The organism is Mesorhizobium sp. P2_F7, assembly GCF_056403695.1.
Genome location: NZ_JBFUFA010000004.1, coordinates 551256 through 573044, shown reverse-complemented (window position 1 = coordinate 573044; position 21789 = coordinate 551256). Strand labels below are relative to the sequence as shown.

At 63.9% G+C, this 21789-nt stretch carries 15 protein-coding genes; 6 read left to right on the top strand and 9 right to left on the bottom strand.

The features are described from left to right. Nucleotides 1-185 precede the first annotated feature (185 nt). The gene (locus AC1DZ8_RS16890) at nt 186-6314 is read left to right on the top strand and encodes a kinesin (RefSeq protein WP_477401238.1); all 6129 of its coding nucleotides are present in this window, start codon (nt 186-188) and stop codon (nt 6312-6314) included. 69 nt (nt 6315-6383) lie between these two features. Continuing rightward, nucleotides 6384-6755, top strand: coding sequence for an Imm1 family immunity protein (locus AC1DZ8_RS16885; protein ID WP_477304043.1), 372 nt, complete (start codon nt 6384-6386; stop codon nt 6753-6755). 43 nt (nt 6756-6798) lie between these two features. Here AC1DZ8_RS16885 and AC1DZ8_RS16880 read toward each other — a convergent pair whose 3' ends face one another. From AC1DZ8_RS16880 to AC1DZ8_RS16865, 4 genes are read right to left on the bottom strand one after another with little or no spacing between them, the layout of a single operon-like run. Continuing rightward, entirely contained in the window at nt 6799-7440 is a 642-nt protein-coding gene (locus AC1DZ8_RS16880) for an ABC-type transport auxiliary lipoprotein family protein (RefSeq protein ID WP_477304344.1), read from the bottom strand. Nucleotides 7441-7477: 37 nt separating this feature from the next. Further along, nucleotides 7478-8851: an MlaD family protein gene (locus tag AC1DZ8_RS16875; protein WP_477401236.1), complete on the bottom strand. Its 1374-nt coding sequence runs from the start codon at nt 8849-8851 to the stop codon at nt 7478-7480. A 14-nt stretch (nt 8852-8865) separates the two neighbouring features. Further along, nucleotides 8866-9681: an ABC transporter ATP-binding protein gene (locus AC1DZ8_RS16870; RefSeq protein ID WP_477304342.1), complete on the bottom strand. Its 816-nt coding sequence runs from the start codon at nt 9679-9681 to the stop codon at nt 8866-8868. Between the two features lie 4 nt (nt 9682-9685). Further along, complete coding sequence (locus tag AC1DZ8_RS16865; protein ID WP_477304041.1) at nt 9686-10873, bottom strand: MlaE family ABC transporter permease; 1188 nt, start codon at nt 10871-10873, stop codon at nt 9686-9688. A gap of 77 nt (nt 10874-10950) precedes the next feature. Here AC1DZ8_RS16865 and dgcA point away from each other — a divergent pair, with 77 nt between their 5' ends. Beyond that, on the top strand, nt 10951-11934 hold the full coding sequence (gene dgcA / locus AC1DZ8_RS16860; protein ID WP_477304039.1) for an N-acetyl-D-Glu racemase DgcA: 984 nt from the start codon (nt 10951-10953) through the stop codon (nt 11932-11934). Here the strand turns inward: dgcA and AC1DZ8_RS16855 are convergent. After that, nucleotides 11905-13119 (bottom strand): MFS transporter, encoded by a 1215-nt coding sequence (locus AC1DZ8_RS16855; RefSeq protein ID WP_477304037.1) that lies wholly within the window; start codon nt 13117-13119, stop codon nt 11905-11907. The two genes, dgcA and AC1DZ8_RS16855, sit on opposite strands and share 30 nt — an antisense overlap. Before the next feature lie 103 nt (nt 13120-13222). Beyond that, on the bottom strand, nt 13223-14038 hold the full coding sequence (locus tag AC1DZ8_RS16850) for a UDP-2,3-diacylglucosamine diphosphatase (protein WP_477304035.1): 816 nt from the start codon (nt 14036-14038) through the stop codon (nt 13223-13225). Between the two features lie 178 nt (nt 14039-14216). Here AC1DZ8_RS16850 and AC1DZ8_RS16845 point away from each other — a divergent pair, with 178 nt between their 5' ends. Together AC1DZ8_RS16845 and AC1DZ8_RS16840 are read left to right on the top strand one after the other, a co-directional pair. Beyond that, a complete protein-coding gene (locus AC1DZ8_RS16845; protein ID WP_112561491.1) occupies nt 14217-14996 on the top strand; it encodes an SDR family oxidoreductase in 780 nt (259 codons plus the stop codon). A gap of 177 nt (nt 14997-15173) precedes the next feature. Then, nucleotides 15174-17498, top strand: a complete 2325-nt coding sequence (locus AC1DZ8_RS16840) for an NADP-dependent malic enzyme (RefSeq protein WP_477304033.1) — start codon at nt 15174-15176, stop codon at nt 17496-17498. Between the two features lie 5 nt (nt 17499-17503). Here the strand turns inward: AC1DZ8_RS16840 and AC1DZ8_RS16835 are convergent, their stop codons facing one another. Next, nucleotides 17504-18121 carry a DUF1287 domain-containing protein gene (locus tag AC1DZ8_RS16835; protein WP_477304031.1) on the bottom strand — a complete coding sequence of 206 codons (618 nt, stop codon included), beginning with the start codon at nt 18119-18121 and terminating at the stop codon, nt 17504-17506. Nucleotides 18122-18332: 211 nt separating this feature from the next. Here AC1DZ8_RS16835 and AC1DZ8_RS16830 point away from each other — a divergent pair, with 211 nt between their 5' ends. After that, on the top strand, nt 18333-19541 hold the full coding sequence (locus AC1DZ8_RS16830; RefSeq protein ID WP_477304029.1) for a DUF2865 domain-containing protein: 1209 nt from the start codon (nt 18333-18335) through the stop codon (nt 19539-19541). On the opposite strand, the gene gltX is transcribed toward AC1DZ8_RS16830, so the two are convergent. Then, nucleotides 19459-20832: a glutamate--tRNA ligase gene (gene gltX / locus AC1DZ8_RS16825; RefSeq protein ID WP_477304027.1), complete on the bottom strand. Its 1374-nt coding sequence runs from the start codon at nt 20830-20832 to the stop codon at nt 19459-19461. The two genes, AC1DZ8_RS16830 and gltX, sit on opposite strands and share 83 nt — an antisense overlap. A gap of 131 nt (nt 20833-20963) precedes the next feature. Further along, a complete protein-coding gene (locus tag AC1DZ8_RS16820; protein WP_477304025.1) occupies nt 20964-21785 on the bottom strand; it encodes an IclR family transcriptional regulator in 822 nt (273 codons plus the stop codon). Nucleotides 21786-21789: the final 4 nt, after the last annotated feature.

Here is a 21789-nt window from a genome sequence, read left to right as displayed (position 1 = left end):
GAAATCACGTTCTTGTTAACCTTATATTTAAAGTTTTACGTATCTCGCGGAATGCATGTTTTCTTTACCCCTGTGTGTCATTACGATACGAGGGTCCATTTTCAGCCTCCTGCGTGGGATAAGACAAGCCAGAATCAGGCCAAAATCATAATGTCCCTCGGCAGCTAGTACAGGGTAGCGAAGGCATGGCGAAGAAACCAACGACGACCAGAACTCTCGACAGCGACGTAGCCAGGGAACTCGAAAAGGCACTAGACCTAGACCTTAGCGGAGACGGCAGCGGCGATCTCGATATTGCGGCGTCGATGGAAGATCTGGAAGCGCAGATTTCACAGGCCGCGGACGAACTGGCGCGCGAAGGCCGCACCCAGAAACCCGCCCCCGCTCAAAGCGCACCCGTCCAACAAAATCAGAGTGCGACGCCGGCTGCCAAGCCCGCAGAGCTGCGCCCGGTTGAATCGCGCAACAGTTCCCAGCCTGCCGGTTTCAAGCCGGCCAACGACGACCGCCAGAAAGACTACAAGACGCTGTTGCACAGCCTCAACCGGCGTGCGTCGAGCACGATCTATTGGGTCGTGGCGTTCGTGTCGCTGGCCTGGATTGCCGGCGCCGGTGGCCTCGCCAATCTGCTGTTTGGCCCAAGCATCTGGAAAATCCGTACATTCGATCAACTCCTGGCCCGTCCCGAGCTGATCGGCCTCGCCATCGCGGCAATCATACCGGTTGTCCTGTTTTGGGCCTTCGCGGCGATGATCCGCCGCGCGCAGGAAATGCGCATCGCCGCCCAGTCGATGACGGAAGTGGCTTTCCGCCTGGCGGAACCGGAAAACCTCGCCCAGGACCGCGTCATGATGATCGGCCAGGCCGTTCGCCGCGAAGTGGCGGCGATGGGCGAAGGCATCGAGCGGACGCTGGCACGCGCCGTCGAGCTCGAAACGCTGGTTCACAGCGAGGTCAACCAGATCGAACGCTCCTATTCGGAGAACGAATCCCGCATCCGGCAGCTGGTCGACGGTCTGGGCAGCGAGCGCGAAGCCGTCGTCACCCATGCCGAGCGCGTGCGTGCCTCGATCACCGGCGCGCATGAGACGCTGAAGGACGAAATCGGCGCTGCCTCGGACATCATTCGCGACTCCATCCTCAACGCGTCGACCAAGCTGTCGATGACGATCACCAATTCCGGCGACACGCTGATCGACCGCATCAATGAAAGCTCGATGTCGATCTTCGACCAGGTGGAAGGCCGGCTCGATACGATCACCGACCGGCTGTCGACATCGGGCGAAGCCTTTGCGTCGCTGCTCGACACCCGCATCGCCAAGCTGACGGACACCACCGACGGCCTGACCCGCTCGCTGACCGACCTGCTCGACGACCGCACCACCGGCATGGTGTCGCTCTTGGGCGGTGCCGCGCGCACGCTGAGTTCGGAATTCGAATCCAGCCTCAACGGCATCGAGCGCACCTTGGCCGAACGCGGCCAGGCGCTGATCAGCGAATTCCAGACACGCGCCGAAGCGTTGGATACCGGCACGCAAAAACTCAACGCCGCGCTTGAGGCGCGTGCCCGCCAGATCAATGAAACACTGGTCGAGCGCGCCCGCGAGATCGCTCACACCTTTGCCGAGAGCAGGGACCATCTGTCGGCGATGATCGATCAGGGCAAGACCCAGATCGGCGCCGACATGGCCGACATCGTCTCGTCGACCTCGTCGATGCTCGAAGCCCGCGCCAGCGATTTCGCCGGCCGCATGGAAGCGGCCCGCCACGTCGTGTCGCGCTCCTTCGACACCGACATCCAGCGCCTCGCCGACGCCCGCGTCGGCATTGAGGACGCGGTCGAAAACCACAGCCGCAAGCTGTCCGAAAGCCGCGAGCGCATGGCGGCGGCCATGGAGGCCGACCTGGCGAAATTCGCCGAGGGCCGCGCCGGCATCGACGCCGCTGTGACCAACCAGGTGCAGAAGCTGGCCGAAGGTCGCAACCTGATTTCGCGCGCTCTGGAAGAGGATCTGCGCAAGGTCAACGAGTCGCGCGCCGCCATCGACGCGTCGGTCGGCAGCCATCTCGAGCGTCTCGAAGAGGGCCGGAACCGGCTCAACCAGGCCTTGCATGAAGACTCTGGAAAACTCGTGCAAGCCCGTACGATCATTGATGAAATGGTCGCCGGACATGTTGGGAAACTGGCTGAAGGCCGCAACATTCTGTCGCGCGCCCTCGAGGCCGACCTCGGCAAGCTGGCCGACAGCCGCGCCTCGATTGACGGGCTGGTCGCCGGCCAGGTCGAAAAGATCGCCGAAGGCCGTGCCGTCCTCACCAAGGCCTTGGAAAACGACATTATCGGCATCAAGGGCGTGATCGAGAACCACTCGGCGAAACTGGCCGAGGACCGGACCGAACTCAGCAAGGCGCTTGAGAATGACCTGTCCGGCATCAGGGGCCTGCTCTCCGACCATTCGAACCGGCTGGCCGATGATCGTGGCCTGTTGTCCCAAACACTTGAGGCCGACCTCGCCAAGCTGGCGGAAAGCCGGTCGAGCATCGACGGGCTGGTCGCCGGCCAGGTCGAGAAGCTGGCCGAGGGCCGCGATATCCTCAAGCGCGCGCTCGAAGCCGACATCAATACCATCAAGGGTGCCATCGTGGGTCATTCCGACCGGGTGGCGGAAGAGCGCAGCCAGCTTTCGAAGGCACTCGAAGCCGATCTGCAGAATGTGAACAGCCTGATCGCCGACCACACCAGCCGGCTTGTCCAGGATCGTTCGACGCTCTCCCAGGCGCTGCAAGATGATCTGCGCAATGTGAGCGGCATCATGGGCGACCATCAAAACAGGCTCGTCCAGGACCGTTCGGCCCTCTCAAAGGCACTGGAAGACGACATCGCCAAGCTGGCGGAAAGCCGCTCCAGCATCGATGGGCTGGTCGCCGGACAGGTCGAGAAGCTCGCCGAGGGCCGCGACATCCTCAAGCGGGCGCTCGAAGCCGATCTCAACACGATCAGGAGCGCCATTGTCGACCAGTCACAGAAGCTGAGCGAAAACCGTGGAGAGTTCGCACGGGTGCTGGAAGCCGATCTGGAAAATGTCAACAGCCTGCTCCAGGGTCACAGCGACAAGCTCGTCCAGGATCGTGCGACGCTGTCGAAGGCTCTCGTGGACGACCTCGCCAAGCTGGCCGAGAGCCGGTCGAGCATCGACGGACTGGTCGCCGGCCAGGTTGAGAAGCTGGCCGAAGGCCGCGACATCCTCAAGCGCGCGCTCGAAGCCGACCTCCAGAAGCTGTCGGCAAGCCGCGGCGAGGTCGACGACATCATCGCCGGCCATGTCGGCAAGCTGGCAGAAGGCCGCAACCTGCTGACCCAGGCGCTGGAAGACGATCTGTCGAAGCTCGCCGACACGCGCAAGGATGTCGACCGCTCGCTGTCGGGCCATATCGACCAGATCGCCGCCAGAAGCACCGATATCTCGGCCGCTATCGCAGCCGACGTCGAGAAGATCGAGCAGGCCTTCAGCAAGCAGACCGGCATCATCGAAGAGCGCGCCGGAACCATGGAGCGCGCGTTGTCGGTGGGTGTCGACAATGTCCGTAACGTGCTCGAAAAGAGCGCCGTCTTCGTTGCCGGCGCCCTGCGCGAGAAGGTGATGGAAGTCACCAGCGCCCTGCACGAACAGGCAGGTGCCGCCTTCAGCGATGCAGACCGCAAAATTGCCGAGCGCGCCGAACAGACCTCGGCCGCACTGCTGGCCCGGGCCGAGGACATCGCCCGCACCTTCGAGGATGCGGATCGCCGCCTGCACGCACGCGCCGAGGACACGACGAGCGCGCTGCTTGCTCGCACGGAGGACACGACGAACGCCTTGCTTGCTCGCGCCGAAGATACATCGAGCACGCTGCTTGCCCGGCATGACGAGACGTCTAGCTCGCTGCTCGCCCGCGCCGAAGAAACGGCCGGACGGCTGGCTGCCCGCGCCGGCGAAATCGCCGGCACGTTCGACGCCGCCGACCAGAAGCTCGTTGCCCGGGCGGTCGAGACGGCGCAGTCGCTCGCCGACCGCGCCGGCGACATCCTGCGCAACTTCGAGGGTGCCGACCAGCGGCTGAGCATGCGCATCGGCGAATCGGCCGAAGCGCTGGCCGCCCGCGCTTCCGACCTCGGCCGCATCTTCGATGCCGCCGACCAGCAGCTGATCTCGCGCATTGCCGAGGGTTCCGACGCCCTGTCGGCCCGCGCCACCGAGATCAGCCGCATCTTCGACGAGGCCGATCACCGCCTGGTGTCGCGCATCGCCGACTCCACCTCGACGATCGGCGAGCATGCCGACAACATCGTCGGCGCCTTCGCCAGCACCGAACAGCGGGTTGCCGAACGCGCACGCCAGACCGGCCAGGAACTTGCCGTCCACGCCCGCGAAATGGAGCAGGCTCTGGCCGGCGCCGACGAGCGGCTGGCGGCGAGTGTCGCGGCAGCAACCACCCGCGTCGAGGAACAGGTCGCCAATGTCGAGAACCGCCTCGTCTACACCACCGAGACGATGGGCCAGAAGCTCAACGAGCAGGTGTCCAGCGCGGAGGCTCAACTGATCTCGCGCGCCAACACGATTGCGGAGACCTTCACCGCAGTTGGCCAGCATATCGGCCAGAGCACCAACGACGCAGCCAAGACCATCGGCACCAACACCCGCGAGCTCAACACGATGCTGGCGGCGCGTTCGGCCGAGATGGCGAAGATCCTCGACGAAACCGCGCGGCCCTTGGTCGAGCGCTTCGCCCAGGGCGGCTCGGAACTGCAAAAGAGCATGGAAGACGTCACCGAACGCGCCACCGAGAAGCTGCGCAGCGAAAACGCCGCTCTCGTCAACGCGCTCGCCAGCCGCACGGCCGAAACGCTGTCGGCCGTCGAAGGCGCGCGCTCGTCGCTCGCCGACAGTGTCGCCGATCTCATCGGCCGCATGAGCGTCTCCTCTTCGCAGCTCGGTGAGCTGATCGAGCAGGCGGCGGTCAATCTCGGCCAGGTCGACGAACGTCTCAGCGGCAGCACGCAGAGCTTCGCGGCGACTACCGAAAAGGCCGCGCAGACTTTCGCAAGCTCGGCCCGCCTGGTCGATTCGAACACGACGCGGCTTACCGAACTGTCGTCTTCGACGCTGCGCGAAGTCGCCTCGATCGCCACCAAGTTCGACGAGCACAGCCGCTTGCTGTCGTCGGCTTCCGACCTGCTGAGCTCGGCGCAGAGCAATCTGGAACACACGCTGGAGCGGCAGTCGTCGCTGGAAGACCTCGCCGTCGGCCTGGTCAAGAAGTCGGAAGACCTCGAAAAGGTGATGCGTTCCTTCGAGAGCCTTGTCGGCCAGACGATGCAGAATGCCGAAGGCAGGACGCTGGCATCGGCCGACAAGATCCGTGTTGCCATTGCGGAAGTGGTCGATTCGGCAACCAACCGGTTCGCCGATGCGACCGAGGAGATGCGGCGCACCGCAAGCTCGATCAAGAGCGAGCTCGACCTCACCCGGGCCGAGCTCAAGAAGGGCGTCATCGAGATGCCGGAAGAGGCCAAGGAATCGACCTCGGCAATCCGCCGTGCCGTTTCCGAGCAGATCAACGCGCTCAAGGAACTTTCGGATATCGTTGCGAAATCGGGCCGCGGCGGTGGCGACAATTCCGAGCCGCGCAACCTGCGGCCGGCGCCCCAGGCGCCAGTCCAGCGCCCGGCCGAGCCTGTACGCCGCCCGCCGCCGGCACCGCAGGCCGAGCGTCCCGCTCCGCAGGCGCCGCTCGGCGGCCTGCGTGGCACGCTCGATATCGAACGCCCTGCCGAAGCACCGCGCCAGCGCGACGCCAACGCCCGCACGCCGCAAGGTGGTTGGGTGCGCGACCTGCTGACCGGCGCATCGCGCGAGGAGGAAGTCGCCGCCAAGCCGGCAGCGCCCGCGGAAGCACCGCGCGCGGCTCCCGCCCAGCGCTCGCCGCTGCATGTCATGGAGTCGCTCAACTCGCTGTCGGTCGATATTGCGCGGGCGATCGACCATGACGCCTCGATCGAGCTGTGGAACCGCTACCGGCGCGGCGAGCGTGACGTGTTCACGCGCCGTCTCTACACGCTCAAGGGCCAGCAGACCTTCGATGAAATCCGCCGCAAGTATCAGGGCGAAGCGGAGTTCCGCGCCGCCGTCGACCGCTATTGCGACGACTTCGAAAAGCTGCTCAAGGACGTCTCGCGCAATGACCGTGACAACATCATGGCGCAGACCTACCTGACTTCGGACACCGGCAAGGTCTACACCATGCTGGCCCACGCCAGCGGCCGGTTGCACTAAGTCCGATCCGCATGCGGGAGACCTCCGGGTCTTCCGCAGCGGACGCGGCAACGCAGCAAGCTGACCCCGGTGGAAGTCACATTCAACGGAATCTCTCGGGCGTACGAAGCCTTCGAAGAGTTTGCTCCAGCCTTGGGTCGCTTCGATCAGATTCCGCGGTTTGAGCTTTGGATCTCAGCCCCTGGTGGCCAGTCCATTTCCATGTTGCGAAATGGCGACAACGCCTGGCTCATGTATTTGCGCTTCGAAGGAGACAGCGGTTCGGTGACGCATGGGCCTCACCATGGAGATGAGACCTGCGCCTACACGCTCGCGAATGGTCAGGTCGACGAATACCCGCGCTCGTGGTGCGTCCCGATCGAGCAATGCTACGAGGCGATCGCGCACTTCTTTCGCAACGATGGTGCCCGATACGATTTGGTGGCGTGGCAGGATACTTGACGACCGATGCTCTGCTCGCCCGGACCAGCCGATTCTCTGATCGTCAGATAACCGAATCCGTCCAGCGCACGATATCCTTCGCCGCCTCGCCAAAGGCGCTGTCGAGCGCGCTGACATAGGCCGGATTGCCGCTGCCCGAGACGGGCGCGGATGCGATGAAGCTCTTGGAGGCGCGCACTTCACCATTCCGGTCGTTCAGGATGCGCACGAAGAGGTTGACCTCGGCATGCTCGCCGCCATTGACGCGGACTTCAAAGGAGCGGATCTCGACGATCACCTGATAGTCGATCGCCAGCCCCTCGCCCGGCTTGCCGACGCCGGCAAAGCTGCCCGAGCGCTGGAAGGTTTCGGCGAGCCTTGCCTGCACGATCAGCGGCAGGCGGTCGGCCCATTGCGCGCCCTTGAGGTACTGGATCGAGCGGTCGGACGGCTTGATGACGATGTTCTGGCTGTCCAGCGCCTTGAGCGCGGAAGGCTGGGCGATCAGGATCTGGCGGCGGCTGTGGCCATGCGCGTCGATCGACGGGGCGGACAGCTCGAACGTATCGAGCGGCGCCGGCTTGCCTCCCAATGCCGCGCAACCGGCAAGGGTCAAGCCAAGCAACACGACAGCAGATTTATACCCACCCAAACCGAACGTCACGCGCGATCCCCGTTGTCCCCGGATCGTAAGACCAACCCGCATTCGCGGTTCAACTTCTTGCGGCGGGCGGGAACGGAAGTCAACGCCGCGCCCTGCCATCGAACTGCCGAACCTCGCCGTCACCACCCGACAGGATGCGCTGCGGGTTGCGGCTGAGATCGGTCACCGCCTCTTCGATACGGCTGATCGAACGCCGGCTGTCCTGGACCAGCGCCTCGACATTCGACAGGCCCTGGCCGGAGAAGCGCGCCAGATTGTCGGTGATGGTGCCAAGCCGCGCGTTCAGCGTGTCGGCGACCTGCTTGAACGCCTTCAGCGTGTCCCGGGCATCGGCCATGACGCCGTCGGCCTGGCCAGAACCAAGCAGCGTGTCGACCCTTTTCAGGATGCCGTCCACGCGCACCGAGGCATCGTTGAGGCGTTGCGCCAGCTGTCTGGCGTACTTGATCGTCTGGTCGATATCGTCGGCCCGGTCGGCGAACTTGTCGGTCACCATGGCGATGTCGGCGGCGGCTTTGTTGGCGTTTTCGCTGGCCTTCTGGATGTTGGCGAGTGCGGTGCGCACCTGCGCCGGATCGATGCCGTCAAGCACATTGTCGACCTTGGCCAGCGTGCCTTGCGTGCGCGTGGCGAAATCATTGACCGAGCCGACCGCCGTATCGACATTCTTGATCACGCCGTCGAGCTGCTTCGAGGTTTCCTTGAGGTTCCCCGTAACCGTGTCGACATTGGCGACGATGCTCTTGATCTTGTCCTTGTCGACGGCATTGAGCAGGCCTTCGGCAGCCTTCAGCGTGCCGTCTAGCTTGCCGGAAACACCCTTCAACTCGTCAGACAGCGCGCTGACGGCGGTCAGGAACTTGTCGATGCCGTCGGCATTCTTGGCCAGCGCATCGGAAAATGTCTGGGCGTTCTTGACGGTCTGGGTCAGCGGCCCACGCACATCCCTGGTGAAACCTTCGAGTTCGGAAAGCACCTTGTCGGCACGGGTGAAGATGTTCTGCGCCGTTTGCAGCAGATTGTTGACCGCCGACGGGTTGGCGATGATCTCGGCGGTCTTGCCTTCCTTTTCCGCCTCTTCAAGCAACCTCGGCTCCTTGGGATCGGCGCCCTTCAGTTCGATGTTGACCTGGCCGGCAAGGCTGGCGATGCCGATATCGGCCTGCGTCGATTTGGTAAGCGGCGTTGTCTTGTCGATCTCGGTCGTGGCAATGGCAGCATTCAGATCGTTGCGGTCGAAAGCAACGCGCTTGACCACACCAACCTTGACGCCGTTGAACAGCACCAGACTGCCGGGGCCGAGGCCTGAGGCCGAACCCTGAATGCGCACGAGCAACAACGTCGTCTCGCCGCGATCGCCGATCGCGGCGGTCCAATAGACGAACCCGAAGGCCGCGAGGATCGCGACCAGGGTGAAAATGCCGACAATTACGTAGTTGGCTCTGGTTTCCATTGCCCCACTTATGGCTATGCGCGCGCTGCAAGATCAAGTTGCCGGGCGCGTTTTCCGCGGAAATAGGATTTCACCCACGGCTCCTCGCTCTTCAGCATGTCGTCGATCGTGCCCTCGACCAGGATTTTCTTGTTGCCGAGCACCGCCACCCGGTCGCAAGCGGTAAACAACGTGTCGAGATCGTGGGTGACCATATAGACTGTCAGATCCATCGTATCGCGCAGCTTCACCACCAATTCGTCGAACTCGGACGCACTGATCGGGTCAAGCCCGGAAGTTGGCTCGTCGAGGAAGACAATGTCGGGGTCGAGCGCCAGCGCGCGTGCCAGGGCGGCGCGCTTGATCATGCCGCCTGACAGTTCAGAGGGGAATTTTTGTGCGGCGTCGGGCGGCAGGCCGACCAGTTCGATCTTGAGCAAGGCCAGCTCGTCCATGAGCTTCCTCGGCAAATCGAGATATTCGCGCATCGGCACCTGCACGTTTTCCTGCACCGTCAGCGCCGAAAACAGCGCCCCGTGCTGGAAGAGCACACCAAGCCGCATATCGATGCGCAACCGCTCGATGTCGCTGGCCTTGTCGAGGTCGAGACCAAACAGTTTGATCGTGCCAGCCTGCTTGTGCAGCAGGCCGAGAATGGTGCGCAGCAGCACCGACTTGCCGGCGCCCGAGGCGCCGACGAAACCGAGGATCTCGCCGCGCTTGATGTCGAGCGCCAGTTTGTCGAGGATTAGCTTGTCGTCGAGGGAAACCGTGATGTCACGAACGGAGAGCACGATATCGCTCTCGTCCATTCCTTGCACAGCCGTTATCGCCTTCGAGTTCTTACCCATCATGTCAGAACTCGATCGAGGCATAGAAGATGGCGAAAAGGCCATCGAGGATGATGACGACGAAGATCGACTTCACCACCGAGGCGGTGACGTGCAGGCCCAGCGATTCGGCGCTGCCCCCGACCTTCATGCCTTCGACGGAAGCAATGGTGCCGATGATCATGGCCATGAACGGCGCCTTGATCAGCCCGGCAAAGATGGTGCTGATATCGATGGCGCCGCGCAGGCGGTCGATGAACGCGGACGGCGCAATGCCGGAATAGAGCCAGGCGGCGATGATGCCGCCGCCAAGGGCTGCAAAATTGGCGATGATGGTGAGACAGGGCAGCGCGATCACCAACGCCACCAGGCGCGGAAACACCAGCACGCCGATCGGGTTGAGGCCGATGACCTTCAGCGCGTCGACCTCCTCGCGCATCTTCATCGAGCCGATTTCGGCGGTGATGGCGCTGCCGGAGCGGCCGGCAATCATGATGGCGGTCATCAGCACGCCGAGCTCGCGCAGGATCAGCACGCCGACCAGGTCGACAACGAAAATGTTGGCTCCGAAATAGTTGAGCTGGTAGGCGCCCTGCTGGGCGACGATGGCGCCGACGATCGCCGACATCAGCACCACCACCGGTATGGCGCCGACACCCATGCGGTCGATCTGGTTGAAAATCGCCGCCGGGTTGATGGCATGGCCGCGCCCGAGCTTCATCTGCGCGCCGCCGATGGTGGCGCCCAGTATGTTCATCGAGGCGAGGAAATCGTCGCGCATCTCATAGACGCGGCGGCCGACTGCCTCCAGCCCGCGAAGGATGATGTTGGGGCGCCGGACACCACGCGATTCGGGCTCGCGCCGAACCGCTTCGCCGACGGCGCCAAGCAGGATGGAGGCAACATCGCTTTGCCCCTGCATCTTGATCTCGACGCCCTTCTTTTCGAAGACACTGACCAGGCGGTCGATTAGCCAGGCGCCGGCCGTATCGATCTTCTCGATGTGAGAAAGGTCCAAGGCCAGCGTCTGAAAGCCTTTGCGATGCTCGATCTTGCGCATCTCGGCGTCGATATGCGCCACGGTCGTTGTCGTCCAGATTCCGGAGAAAGCGCAGCCGAGGACCCCACCCTCCTCGCCGACCGCGACGCGGGGCTGGTGGTCGGCCTCCTTGGCGGCGTTGCCGCTTGCGTCGCGTTTGCCGATGGTCAACATGGCGTCCTGTTTAGCCTGACGGGTCGAACCTGTCGATTTGCCGACAGGCTGATGTTGCATAGCCGGAGCAGAAAAATATGGCGCGTGTCATTTCGGTTGAGGCCGAGCGTTTTCCCATCGCCGGCACCTTCACCATCTCACGCGGATCGAAGACCGAAGCCGAAGTCATCACCTGCACGATCAGCGATGGCGACAATCGCGGCTGGGGCGAATGCGTCCCCTACAAGCGCTATGGCGAGACCATGGACGGCGTGCGCGACGCCATCGAGGCGATGCGCCGGCAGATAGAAGGCGGCTTGAGCCGGAAGGACCTGCTCGATGCCATGCCGGCGGGTGCTGCCCGCAACGCCATCGACTGCGCCTTGTGGGACCTGGAAGCGAAGATGAGCGGCATGGCGGTGGCGGACGCCATCCACGCTGTGTCCTTGTCGGCGCTGGAGACGGCCTACACGCTGTCGCTGGGCGAGCCGGAGGCGATGGCGGCGCAGGCGCGTGCCAATGCCGGGCGGCCACTACTCAAAGTCAAGATCGGCGGCGACAATGACATAGCCCGCATCCGCGCCGTGACCGAAGCGGCGCCCGACAGCCGCATCATCCTCGACGCCAATGAAGGCTGGACCGATGCCAACATCGTCGAGAACCTCGCTTTCGCCGCCGAGCACGGCATCGCCCTGATCGAACAGCCGCTCCCCGCCGGCCATGATGCCATCCTGCGCCACATCGCGCATCCCGTGCCGATCTGCGCAGACGAGAGCGTGCACGAAGCGAAGGACCTTGAAGCGCTCGTCGGCCTCTATGACGCCGTCAACATCAAGCTCGACAAATCCGGCGGCCTGACGGCCGCGCTGACCCTGCGCGACCGCGCGCGTGAACTGGGTTTTGAGGTGATGGTCGGCTGCATGGTCGGGACGTCGCTGGCGATGGCGCCGGCGGTGCTGCTTGCGCAAGGCGCCGAGTTCGTCGATCTCGACGGTCCGCTGCTTTTGGCCCGCGACCGACACCCCGGCCTCGTTTACGAGGGTTCGCTGGTCTCACCGCCTGACAGGATGTTGTGGGGCTGAGCGCGCGGCGAGCCCAATCAGCGCCAGGCCGATGATGGCGATCGGGATCATCGCCAGGAAGCCGTCGACGCCGCAACGCTCGTAAAGCGGGCCGGAAGCAAGCGTCACCGCCGCCATGAAGAAGCCGTTGAAGAAATAGGCAATGCCTTGCGCGGCACCGGTGCGCTCTTCCGAAACGGTTTCGCCGATCATCTTCTGCAGGCCGATCAGCACCATCGCAACCGACACCGAATGCAAGGTCTGGACGCCGAAGAAGCCGGCAACGCCAAGCCCGAGCGGCCAGATCAGCGGAAAGGCGATCCAGCGCACGATGGAGCCGATGCCGGCGATCAGCATCACCTTGACGACCGAGACGGAGGCGAAAAGACGGTTGAAAAACAAAAACATGCAGACTTCGGCTACGACCCCCCAGGCCCACAGCAGCCCGATGACGGAGCCACTGATGCCGATCGACTTCCAGTAGATGGAGACGAAGCCGTAGAGAAAAGCATGGCTGGCGGTGATGATGCCAACGCCGAGGGTGAAGTAGAGAAAATAGGCATTGAACAGGCTCGGCGCCTGGTGCTGGATCTCAGTCGCCGAAAGCGGCGAGGCCTTGCGCGGCCGTCCCATCCGCGGCGCCAACAATCCGGCGACGAGGGCGACGGCAAGCGACACGAAAATGATCACCGGCACAGCCTGCACACTTGTCCAGTAGAGAATGAAGCCGCCAGCGGCATTGGCGCAGAGATAGGAGATCGAGCCCCATTTGCGCATCGCGGTGTAGTTGGAACCGAAGCGGCGCACGCCCGACAGAGCCAGCGAATCGGCGATCGGCGAATGCGGCGTCCACACCACCGTCAGCGCCAAGGATACGGCAAGCACCATGGCGTAGGTCGGCGAGAGGAAATAGCCGGCGGAAAGCACCATGGTCGCGGCCACCAGCGCGACATAGACATCGGCCCTGTCCTTGGCCCGGTCAGCGAGCGCGGTGAGCAGCGGCGTCGTCACCACACGCAAGAACATCGGCGCCGCCAGGATGATGGCGATCTGCTCGGCGTGAAACCCCTTGGCCTCGAGCCAAAGCGGAAAATACGGCAGATGCGTTCCCAGCGACACGAACAGTGTCGCGAAGATCAGGCTCATGCGCAGTTCGAAATGGCGTGGCTTGACGAGTTGTTCGGGCGAGAGCGGCGGCAGCGACATGAATCGATCCAATTACGCTGCACAAAGGGCTGCAACGCGCCTCGATCCCTTAACATGCAGGAAAGCGAGCCGAAACTGCTTGGCCTAACCGATTAACAGGGGTTCACGCAGCTTCGACGACCCGATCTTCGATCAGCATCGGGATGAAGGGTTCATCCGGCGCTTCGGGGAGGATTTTCGCCCAGTGGATGATCTCCATCCGGCCGTCGAAATGCTCGACCACCGCCGTGCAGCTCTCCACCCAGTCGCCGGTGTTGATGTACTGCACGTCCCCGTAATTCTCGATCGCGGCATGGTGGATGTGGCCGCAGATGACGCCGTCGACATGCGAGCGGCGCGCCTCCTCGGTGAGCACGGTCTGGAATGAGCCGATGAAGTTGACCGCCTTCTTGACCTTGACCTTGGCCCAGGACGAGAACGACCAGTAGGGAAGGCCGAGCAGATGGCGGAGCTTCGTCACCACGCGGTTCACCATCATGGCCGCGTCATAGGCGTAGTCGCCGAGATAGGCCAGCCAGCGCTGGTTGTGGACGACGGTATCGAACTGGTCGCCATGGATGACCAGCAAGCGCCTGCCGTCGGCAGTTTCATGGATGGCGCGGTCGGCGACGACGATGCCGCCGAAATGCACACCCTGGAACTGGCGCGCGAACTCGTCGTGATTGCCGGCGATGTAGGTGATCGAGGTGCCCTTGCGCGCCTTGCGCAGCAGTTTCTGGACAACGTCATTGTGGCTCTGCGGCCAATGCCAGCTGCGCCGCAGACGCCAGCCGTCGACGATATCGCCGACGAGATAGATGATATCGGCGTCGTGGTACCGCAGGAAATCGATCAGGAACTCGGCCTTGGCCGCCTTCGATCCGAGATGCAGGTCGGAGATGAACATGCTGCGGAAAGTGCGGGTTTCTGTGCTGGACATCAGATCGTCACCGTTGCTTTCGCGCAGGCTATGCCCCGATTCATGCAACAACCGTATGACGGTTGCGATTGGGCCAGCCAAAGGAGCTTTTTGCCTGACGCAATTCCGGACGGGAAACCGCTCACACTTTCCCTGGAATTGCTCTAGCGTGCCGCGCCAATCACAGGAGAAAATCGTCATGGATCTCGGTATCAGGGGCAAGAAGGCCATTGTCTGCGCTTCGAGCAAGGGGCTCGGCCGCGGCTGCGCCATGGCGCTGGCCGAAGCCGGCTGCGATCTCGTCGTCAACGGCCGCAACGCCGAGCTGGTGGCAAAAACCGCCGCCGAACTGCGCGAACGCTACGGCGTGAAGGTGACCGAGATCGTCGGTGACGTCTCGAAACCCGAGGTGCAGAAGGCGCTCCTGGCCGCCTGCCCCGACCCGGACATCCTGGTCAACAACAATGGCGGACCGCCCTTGCGCGATTTCCGCGAGCTCGACCGCGCAAAGATACTCGAGGGCGTGACGCAGAACATGGTGACGCCGATCGAACTGGTGCAGGCTGTCATAGACGGCATGGCCAAGCGCGGCTTCGGCCGCATCGTCAACATCACCTCGCTGTCGGTCTATGTCCCGATCCCCGGCCTCGACCTGTCGTCCGGCGCGCGCGCCGGCCTGACCTCGTTCCTGGCCGGGGTGGCGCGCACGGTGATCGACCGCAACGTCACCATCAACAGCCTGCTGCCGGGCAAGCTCGACACCGACCGGCTGCGCGGTCCGCACGAGGCCGGCACGACGGAAGATCCGGCTGCGGCCGCCGCCCGCAAGACGCGTATCAGTGCTGATGTTCCAGCCAAGCGGTTGGGCACGCCGGAAGAGTTTGGCCAGATCTGCGCCTTCCTGTGCTCGGTTCATGCCGGCTATCTCACAGGCCAGAACATCCCGGTCGATGGCGGCCTTTACGTCAGCGCCTTTTGATCGACGTTATACCAAAGCGGCAGGAGTCGTTTGCGAAAAAATCCATGTAAGCGTTTGATACGATACAACTTTCGACGCGCCGCGGTGTAAAGCTGCCGGCGCGTCATTTAGCGTCGCGAAAACCGTTGGCCGCATGCTAAAAGGACTCGAACACAGCAGGTTCGAGGGAGCGGCCGCATGGAAGGCGAGAACAAGAAAACGGCACGTTCGGACCTCGACGAAGCCGCCCTCTACTTCCACAAGCATCCAAGACCGGGAAAGCTCGAGATCCAGGCGACCAAGCCGCTCGGCAACCAGCGCGACCTGGCGCTGGCCTATTCGCCTGGTGTCGCCGCCCCTTGCCTTGAAATCCGAGACAATCCGGCGACCGCCGCCGACTATACGGCGCGCGCCAATCTGGTCGGCGTCGTCTCCAACGGTTCGGCGGTGCTCGGCCTCGGCAATATCGGACCTCTCGCCTCGAAGCCGGTGATGGAGGGCAAGGCGGTGCTGTTCAAGAAATTCGCCGGCATCGACGTCTTCGACATCGAGATCGACGCGCCCGGCATCGAGCGCATGGTCGAGACGATCTCGGCGCTGGAGCCGACCTTCGGTGGCATCAATCTCGAGGACATCAAGGCGCCGGAATGTTTCGAGGTCGAGGCGCAGCTGAAGGCCCGCATGGGCATACCGGTGTTCCACGACGACCAGCACGGCACCGCCATCATCGTCGCCGCCGCCGTGCTCAACGGGCTGGAATTCGCCGGCAAGACCATTTCCGACATCAAGATCGTCACCTCGGGTGCGGGTGCCGCCGCGCTCGCCTGCCTCAATTTGCTGGTCTCGCTCGGCGCCAAGGTCGAAAACATCTGGGTCACCGACCGCTTCGGCGTCGCCTACAAGGGCCGAACCGACGAGATGGATCGCTGGAAAGATCCCTATGTGAAGGACACCGAGGCGCGCACGCTGGCCGATGTGATCCCGGGCGCCGACGTCTTCCTCGGCCTGTCGGCCGCCGGCGTGCTGAAGCCGGAACTGTTGCAACACATGGCGCCGAAACCGCTGATCCTGGCGCTGGCCAATCCCAATCCCGAGATCATGCCGGAGGCGGCGCGCGCTGCCCGGCCGGACGCGATGATCTGCACCGGCCGTTCCGATTTCCCCAATCAAGTCAACAATGTGCTCTGCTTTCCTTACATCTTCCGTGGCGCGCTGGACTGCGGCGCCAGCGCCATCAACGAGGAGATGAAGATGGCTGCGGTCAGGGCGATCGCCGCCCTTGCCCGCGAAGAACCGTCCGACGTTGCCGCGCGCGCCTATTCCGGCGAGACACCGATCTTCGGGCCGGATTTCCTGATCCCCTCGCCCTTCGATCCGCGTCTGATCCTGCGCATTGCGCCGGCGGTGGCAAAGGCTGCCTGCGACACCGGCGTCGCGACGCGGCCGATCACCGATTTCGCCGCCTATATCGACCAGCTCAACCGCTTCGTCTTCCGCTCCGGCCTGGTGATGAAGCCGGTGTTTTCCTCGGCCAAGGCGTCGAGCGCCAAGCGCGTAATCTACGCCGATGGCGAGGACGAACGCGTGCTGCGCGCCGCCCAGGTGGTGCTGGAGGAAGGCATCGCCGAACCGATCCTCATCGGCCGCCCGCATGTCATCGAGGTCAGGCTGAAGCGCTACGGCCTGCGCATCAAGCCGGGCGTCGATTTCGGCCTTATCAACCCCGAGGACGATCCGCGCTACCGCCACTATGTCGACCTTTTGATCGAACTCGCCGGCCGGCGCGGCGTGACGACAGAGGCCGCGCGCACCATGGTGCGCACCGACAATACGGTGATTGCGGCTCTGGCGCTGAAGCGCGGCGACGCCGACGCCATGATCTGTGGCCTCGAAGGCCGGTTCGAGCGGCATTTGCGCAATGTGACCCTGGTCATCGGCGCTCGCCCCGGCGTCAAGGACCGCGATCTGTCGACGCTGTCGATGCTGATCTCGCAGCGCGGCATCATCTTCCTCACCGACACCCACGTCTCGGTCGATCCGACGGCGGAAGAGATCGCCGAAATGACCATTCTGGCCGCCGAGGAAATCCAGCGCTTCGGCATCGAGCCGAAGGCAGCATTGCTGTCGCATTCGGATTTCGGCTCGCGCGATTCTCCAAGCGCCCTGAAGATGCGGCAGGCGGCGGCGATCCTGGCGCGGGTGGCGCCCGATCTGCAATGCGACGGCGAGATGCATGCCGACACCGCCTTGTCGGAGCATCTGCGCCAGCGCGTCTATCCGCATTCACGGCTGAAGGGCGAAGCCAATCTGCTGGTGTTTCCGAATTTGGACTCCGCCAACATCACGCTGTCCGCGCTGCGGACGATGATGGACGCACTGCATGTCGGGCCGATCCTGCTCGGCACCGACAAGCCGGCGCATATTCTGACGCCATCGGTGACCTCGCGCGGCGTCGTCAATATGACGGCGCTGGCGGTGGTCGAGGCGGCGCACAAGGCGCAGGCGGTGGTCGATTTCGGTTGAGTTTCTCAGGCAGGCGCGAAGCGGTATCGCCCGGTCTGCCTGAAAGCGAACAGCGTGTCCTCTTGCCGGGCGCCCGCGCCGATATTGTGGATGACCAGCGGCCTTTCCGGCACGTCCGCAGAACGGTCGGACGAGACGATGACGATGTGCGGCAGGTTGCCGGGCAGCATCTGGGTGACGAGATCACCCGGTTGAAAGTCGGCAAGGTCCTCGCTGACGGCCAAGGAAACGCCCTTCCGCGCGAAAAAGGTCGCAAGGTTGCCGACCCGGCGGTGGTCGATGTTGCGGTCGGTCGCTTTCAGGCCCCAGGTCTTCGGATAGGCGGCGAAATTGGCCGCCATATCCTCGTGCACCAGCTTCTGCAGATCGAGATTGAAGGCGCGGCGATAGGCGCGCACGACGACGTCCGTGCACACGCCGCGATCCGGCGCGACATCGCCGCCCGGATAGTCGAGGCGGACATAGGTCGGGTCGTAGAAGGTGGTGACGCCGATCTGCTCACGGGCGGCTTCGACCAATTTGCTGCGCCAGTCCGGCGCGGCCGATGCCTCCTGCGCCAGGGCAGGTGCCGCCAGGCACAACAGACCGAATTGCAGGGCGGTTCGACGGCTAATCGCGGTCATGCAGGTCCCCCGGGCATTGCTGGATCGAGGGGATATTTCCCGAACGATTGCGCCTTTTTCATGCAGCGATGACGTCGCTCAGTTGCCGCCTTATCCGAGCGCCTCGTGCACCTCGTCTATGGGCTAAGACCATCTTTGGTTGTAGATTGAGGGAACGGTTAACCGCGAATCCGGTAGCATCGCGACAGGCAGGCAAGCGGGGTCTCTGGCAATGATGGGCGGAAGGTGGAAGCTGACGCACCTGGCTGCGCTGCTTGGCGCGCTGGTGCTTTCGGCCGTCACCACCACCGAGCCACAAGCCGCTTCGCGCGTTTGCCGGCAGCTGGAAGCCGAGCTCGCTTCTTCATCGAATGGCGGTGGCAAGTCCGGCATGGTGCGGAAATATGACAACGCCATCGCCCGCCAGATCGAACAGTTATCAAAGGTGCGCGGTCGTGCGAGCGATGCGAATTGCGGGTTTTCGCTGTTTTCGCGCAACGTCAGCCAATGTGCTGCGCTGAACAGCAGCATCGATCGCATGAATGCCAATCTCGACGCGCTGCAGGCCAAGCGCGCTCAACTTGCCGGCGGTGGCGGCTCGCGGCGCGACCGCGGCCGCATCCTGGCCGCGCTCGACGCCAATGGCTGCCGAGACGAGCCGTTTGCGCCACGCCGGCAGGAGCCGGTGCAGGAAGCCAGCCGCGAACCGGACGACGGCAATCTGTTCGACCAGCTTTTCGGCGGCAACCAGCCGGTCGACACGCTCGACGAGGCCGACGATGATCCCGGCGAGGAGGGCAATGTGCGCCGCGTGCTCAACCAGCCCGGCGTGCCGGATTTCCCGACGGTCGGCGGCGAGTTCCATACGAGCTGCGTGCGCACCTGCGACGGCTATTTCTTCCCGATGTCGAATTCGGCCTCGTTCGGCGATTTCGAGCGCGACCAGAAGAACTGCGAATCGAGCTGCCCCGGCACCGAGATGCAGGTGTTCTATTCGCGCGGCATGGATGATGACTCGGCCAACATGACCTCGTCGGTCACCGGCCAGCCCTACAGCGAACTGCCGACCGCCTATCTCTACAAACAGCCCAACATGTCGCGGCCGCCGGCCTGCGGCTGCAATGCGCAGGCCGGAAATTTCGAGATCATCGGCGGCAACCCGCCGCCCCCTGAACAGTCGCAGCCCGATGTTGAGACGACGCCGTTCATTCCGGTGCCGGCGGCAAAGCCCGATCCGGGCGCCGATCCGGAGACGCTGGCCAATATGCAAGGCGGGCTCGACCGCGCCGCCATCAAGCGCCTCGCCGTCAAACCGGTGGTGTCGCCGGTGTCGCTGATCCCGCCGGACCAGCGCAAGATCAGGGTCGTCGGGCCAGCGTTCCTTCCCGACCCAGCAGCGGCAATAGATCTGCAAGCTCCGGCCCGGAAGCAAGCCCGGTAAGCGCCAGCCTCAACGGCATGAACAGCGCCTTGCCCTTGCGGCCGCTGGCTTCCCTGATTTTGGCGGTCCAGTCTTTCCAGACCGTGCCGGTCCATGGTTCTTCCGGCAACAGGTCGAAGGCCTGCTGCAGGAAATCGCGATCCTCGTCGGAAAATTCCGGCGCGGGCTGCGGTCCGTCGGCAAGGATACGCCACCAGCCGACCGCGTCGCTCAGCAGGTCGATATTGCCGCGCACCGCCAGCCAGAAGGGCTCGGCCTTGTCGCCGGAGATACCGAGCACGATCAGCCGGTCCTGCGCCTCGGAAAACGGCATATGATGCATGAGCGCGCGGTTGAGCACGAACAGCTCGGCCGGGTCGAATTTGGCCGCCGATTTCGACGTCGCGGCGGGGTCGAAGTGCTCGGCCAGTGCCGGCATGTCATGCATGGCCGCAACATTTTCCGAGGTGCCGACAAGCACGGCCAGAGAAGCGACCGCCATCGGTTCGATGCCGTCCTCGCGCAGGCTCTCTATCGACAGCGCGCCGCTGCGCTTTGACAGGCCCTCGCCTGACGCCGTGGTCAACAGATTGTGGTGGCCGAAGACCGGCGGCTCGGCGCCCAGCGCCTTGAACAGCGCGATCTGCACGCCGGTGTTGGTGACGTGGTCGTCGCCGCGGATGACGTGACTGACCCCCATCTCGATGTCGTCGACCACCGAAGGCAGCGTGTAGAGATAGGTGCCGTCCTCGCGCCGCAGCACCGGATCGGACAGTGACGCCAAATCGACGGTTTCCTCGCCGCGCACCAGGTCGTTCCAGTGCACTTCGGTGCGCTCCGGCTGCAGCGGGTCGCTGGTGAAGTTGGGCAGCAGGAAGCGCCAGTGCGGCCGGCGGCCGTCCGACCGGTATTCGGCGATCTGCTGCTGCGACAGCGTCAGCGCCTCGCGGCCATAGACCGGCGGCAGACCGCGCGTGCGGCGTACCTTGCGGCGCAGGTCGAGTTCTTCAGGGGTTTCGTAGCAGGGATAGAGCACGCCGGCACTCTGCAGCCGTTCAACCACCTCGTCGTAAGCCTCGAAGCGCCGCGACTGGTATTCGGTGGCGTCGGGGAAAATCCCCAGCCAGTGCAGGTCATAGAGGATGGCGTCGGAAAATTCCTGCTTCGAGCGGGCGATGTCTGTGTCGTCGAAGCGCTGGATGAAACGGCCCTTGTTGTTCATGGCAAACAGCCAGTTGAACAAGGCGGTGCGGGCATTGCCAATATGAATGCGGCCGGTTGGTGAGGGGGCAAAACGGACGGTAACTGTCATGGGCGGGGCGTAACGGATGCTCTTAGGATTGACAAGACGCGCCCCCGCGCGACGCCAAAGACATAATGCACGCCAGCTAAAATGAAAAGGCTTCGAAACTATGGATTGGCGCGGCGCAGCAGCGCGGGCGATCAGCCCTCGCCGCGACGCCAGCCCAGGCGCGTCTCGATGCGGCTGGCGCTTTGCCTGACCAGGGCGGTCAAATCGGGGTCTTTCTGCCTGAGCTTCAGGTCGGGAACGACGATCGAGATCGTCGCCCGGCAGGCGCCCTGGCTGTCGCGGATCGGTGCGGCGATGCAGGCGACCGAAAAATCCGATTCGCCGGCCTGGATCGCCAGTCCCTGCGCCAGTGCTGCCTCCGATGCCTTGGCCAGCACATTCCTGTCGGTCTCGGCGCGCCCTGTCGGCGAAGCGGTGGCCGAGCGGGCAAAGATGGCGAGGCGGTCGGCCTCCGGCAGATGGCCGACGAGCAGCCGGCCCGACGCCGTCCAGTTGAGCGGCGTGCGCGTGCCGACACGCGAGGTCACCTGAAAATGATCCTTGCCCTCTTCCATGGCCAGCACGACCATATGGTCGCCGTCACGGCCGCAAACCTGGACGGTCTCCTTCGAGCCTTGCGCCAGTTCGTGCATCTCCTGTGTCGCCACATTGAGCAGGTCGAGCGTGCGGGCATAGGTCAGCCCATATTGGTAGAGGCGCGGCCCGAGCCAGAGCTGGCCGCTGTCCTTGCGGTCGAGCAGGTCCTTCTCGACCATGTCGTCGACGATGACGTAGACGGTCGACAGCGGCGCGCCGATGTCGCGCGCGATCTCATACGCGGTCGCCGGCCGACCCTGACGCTGCAGCGAGTCCAGTATCTGCAGCGCGCGGTCGATGCCGCTGGTGCGCGACCTCCGCGGTTCGGGGGCGACTTTTTCGCGGTTCAGCTCTTGATCAGGTGCGTCGGCTGTCATGAGA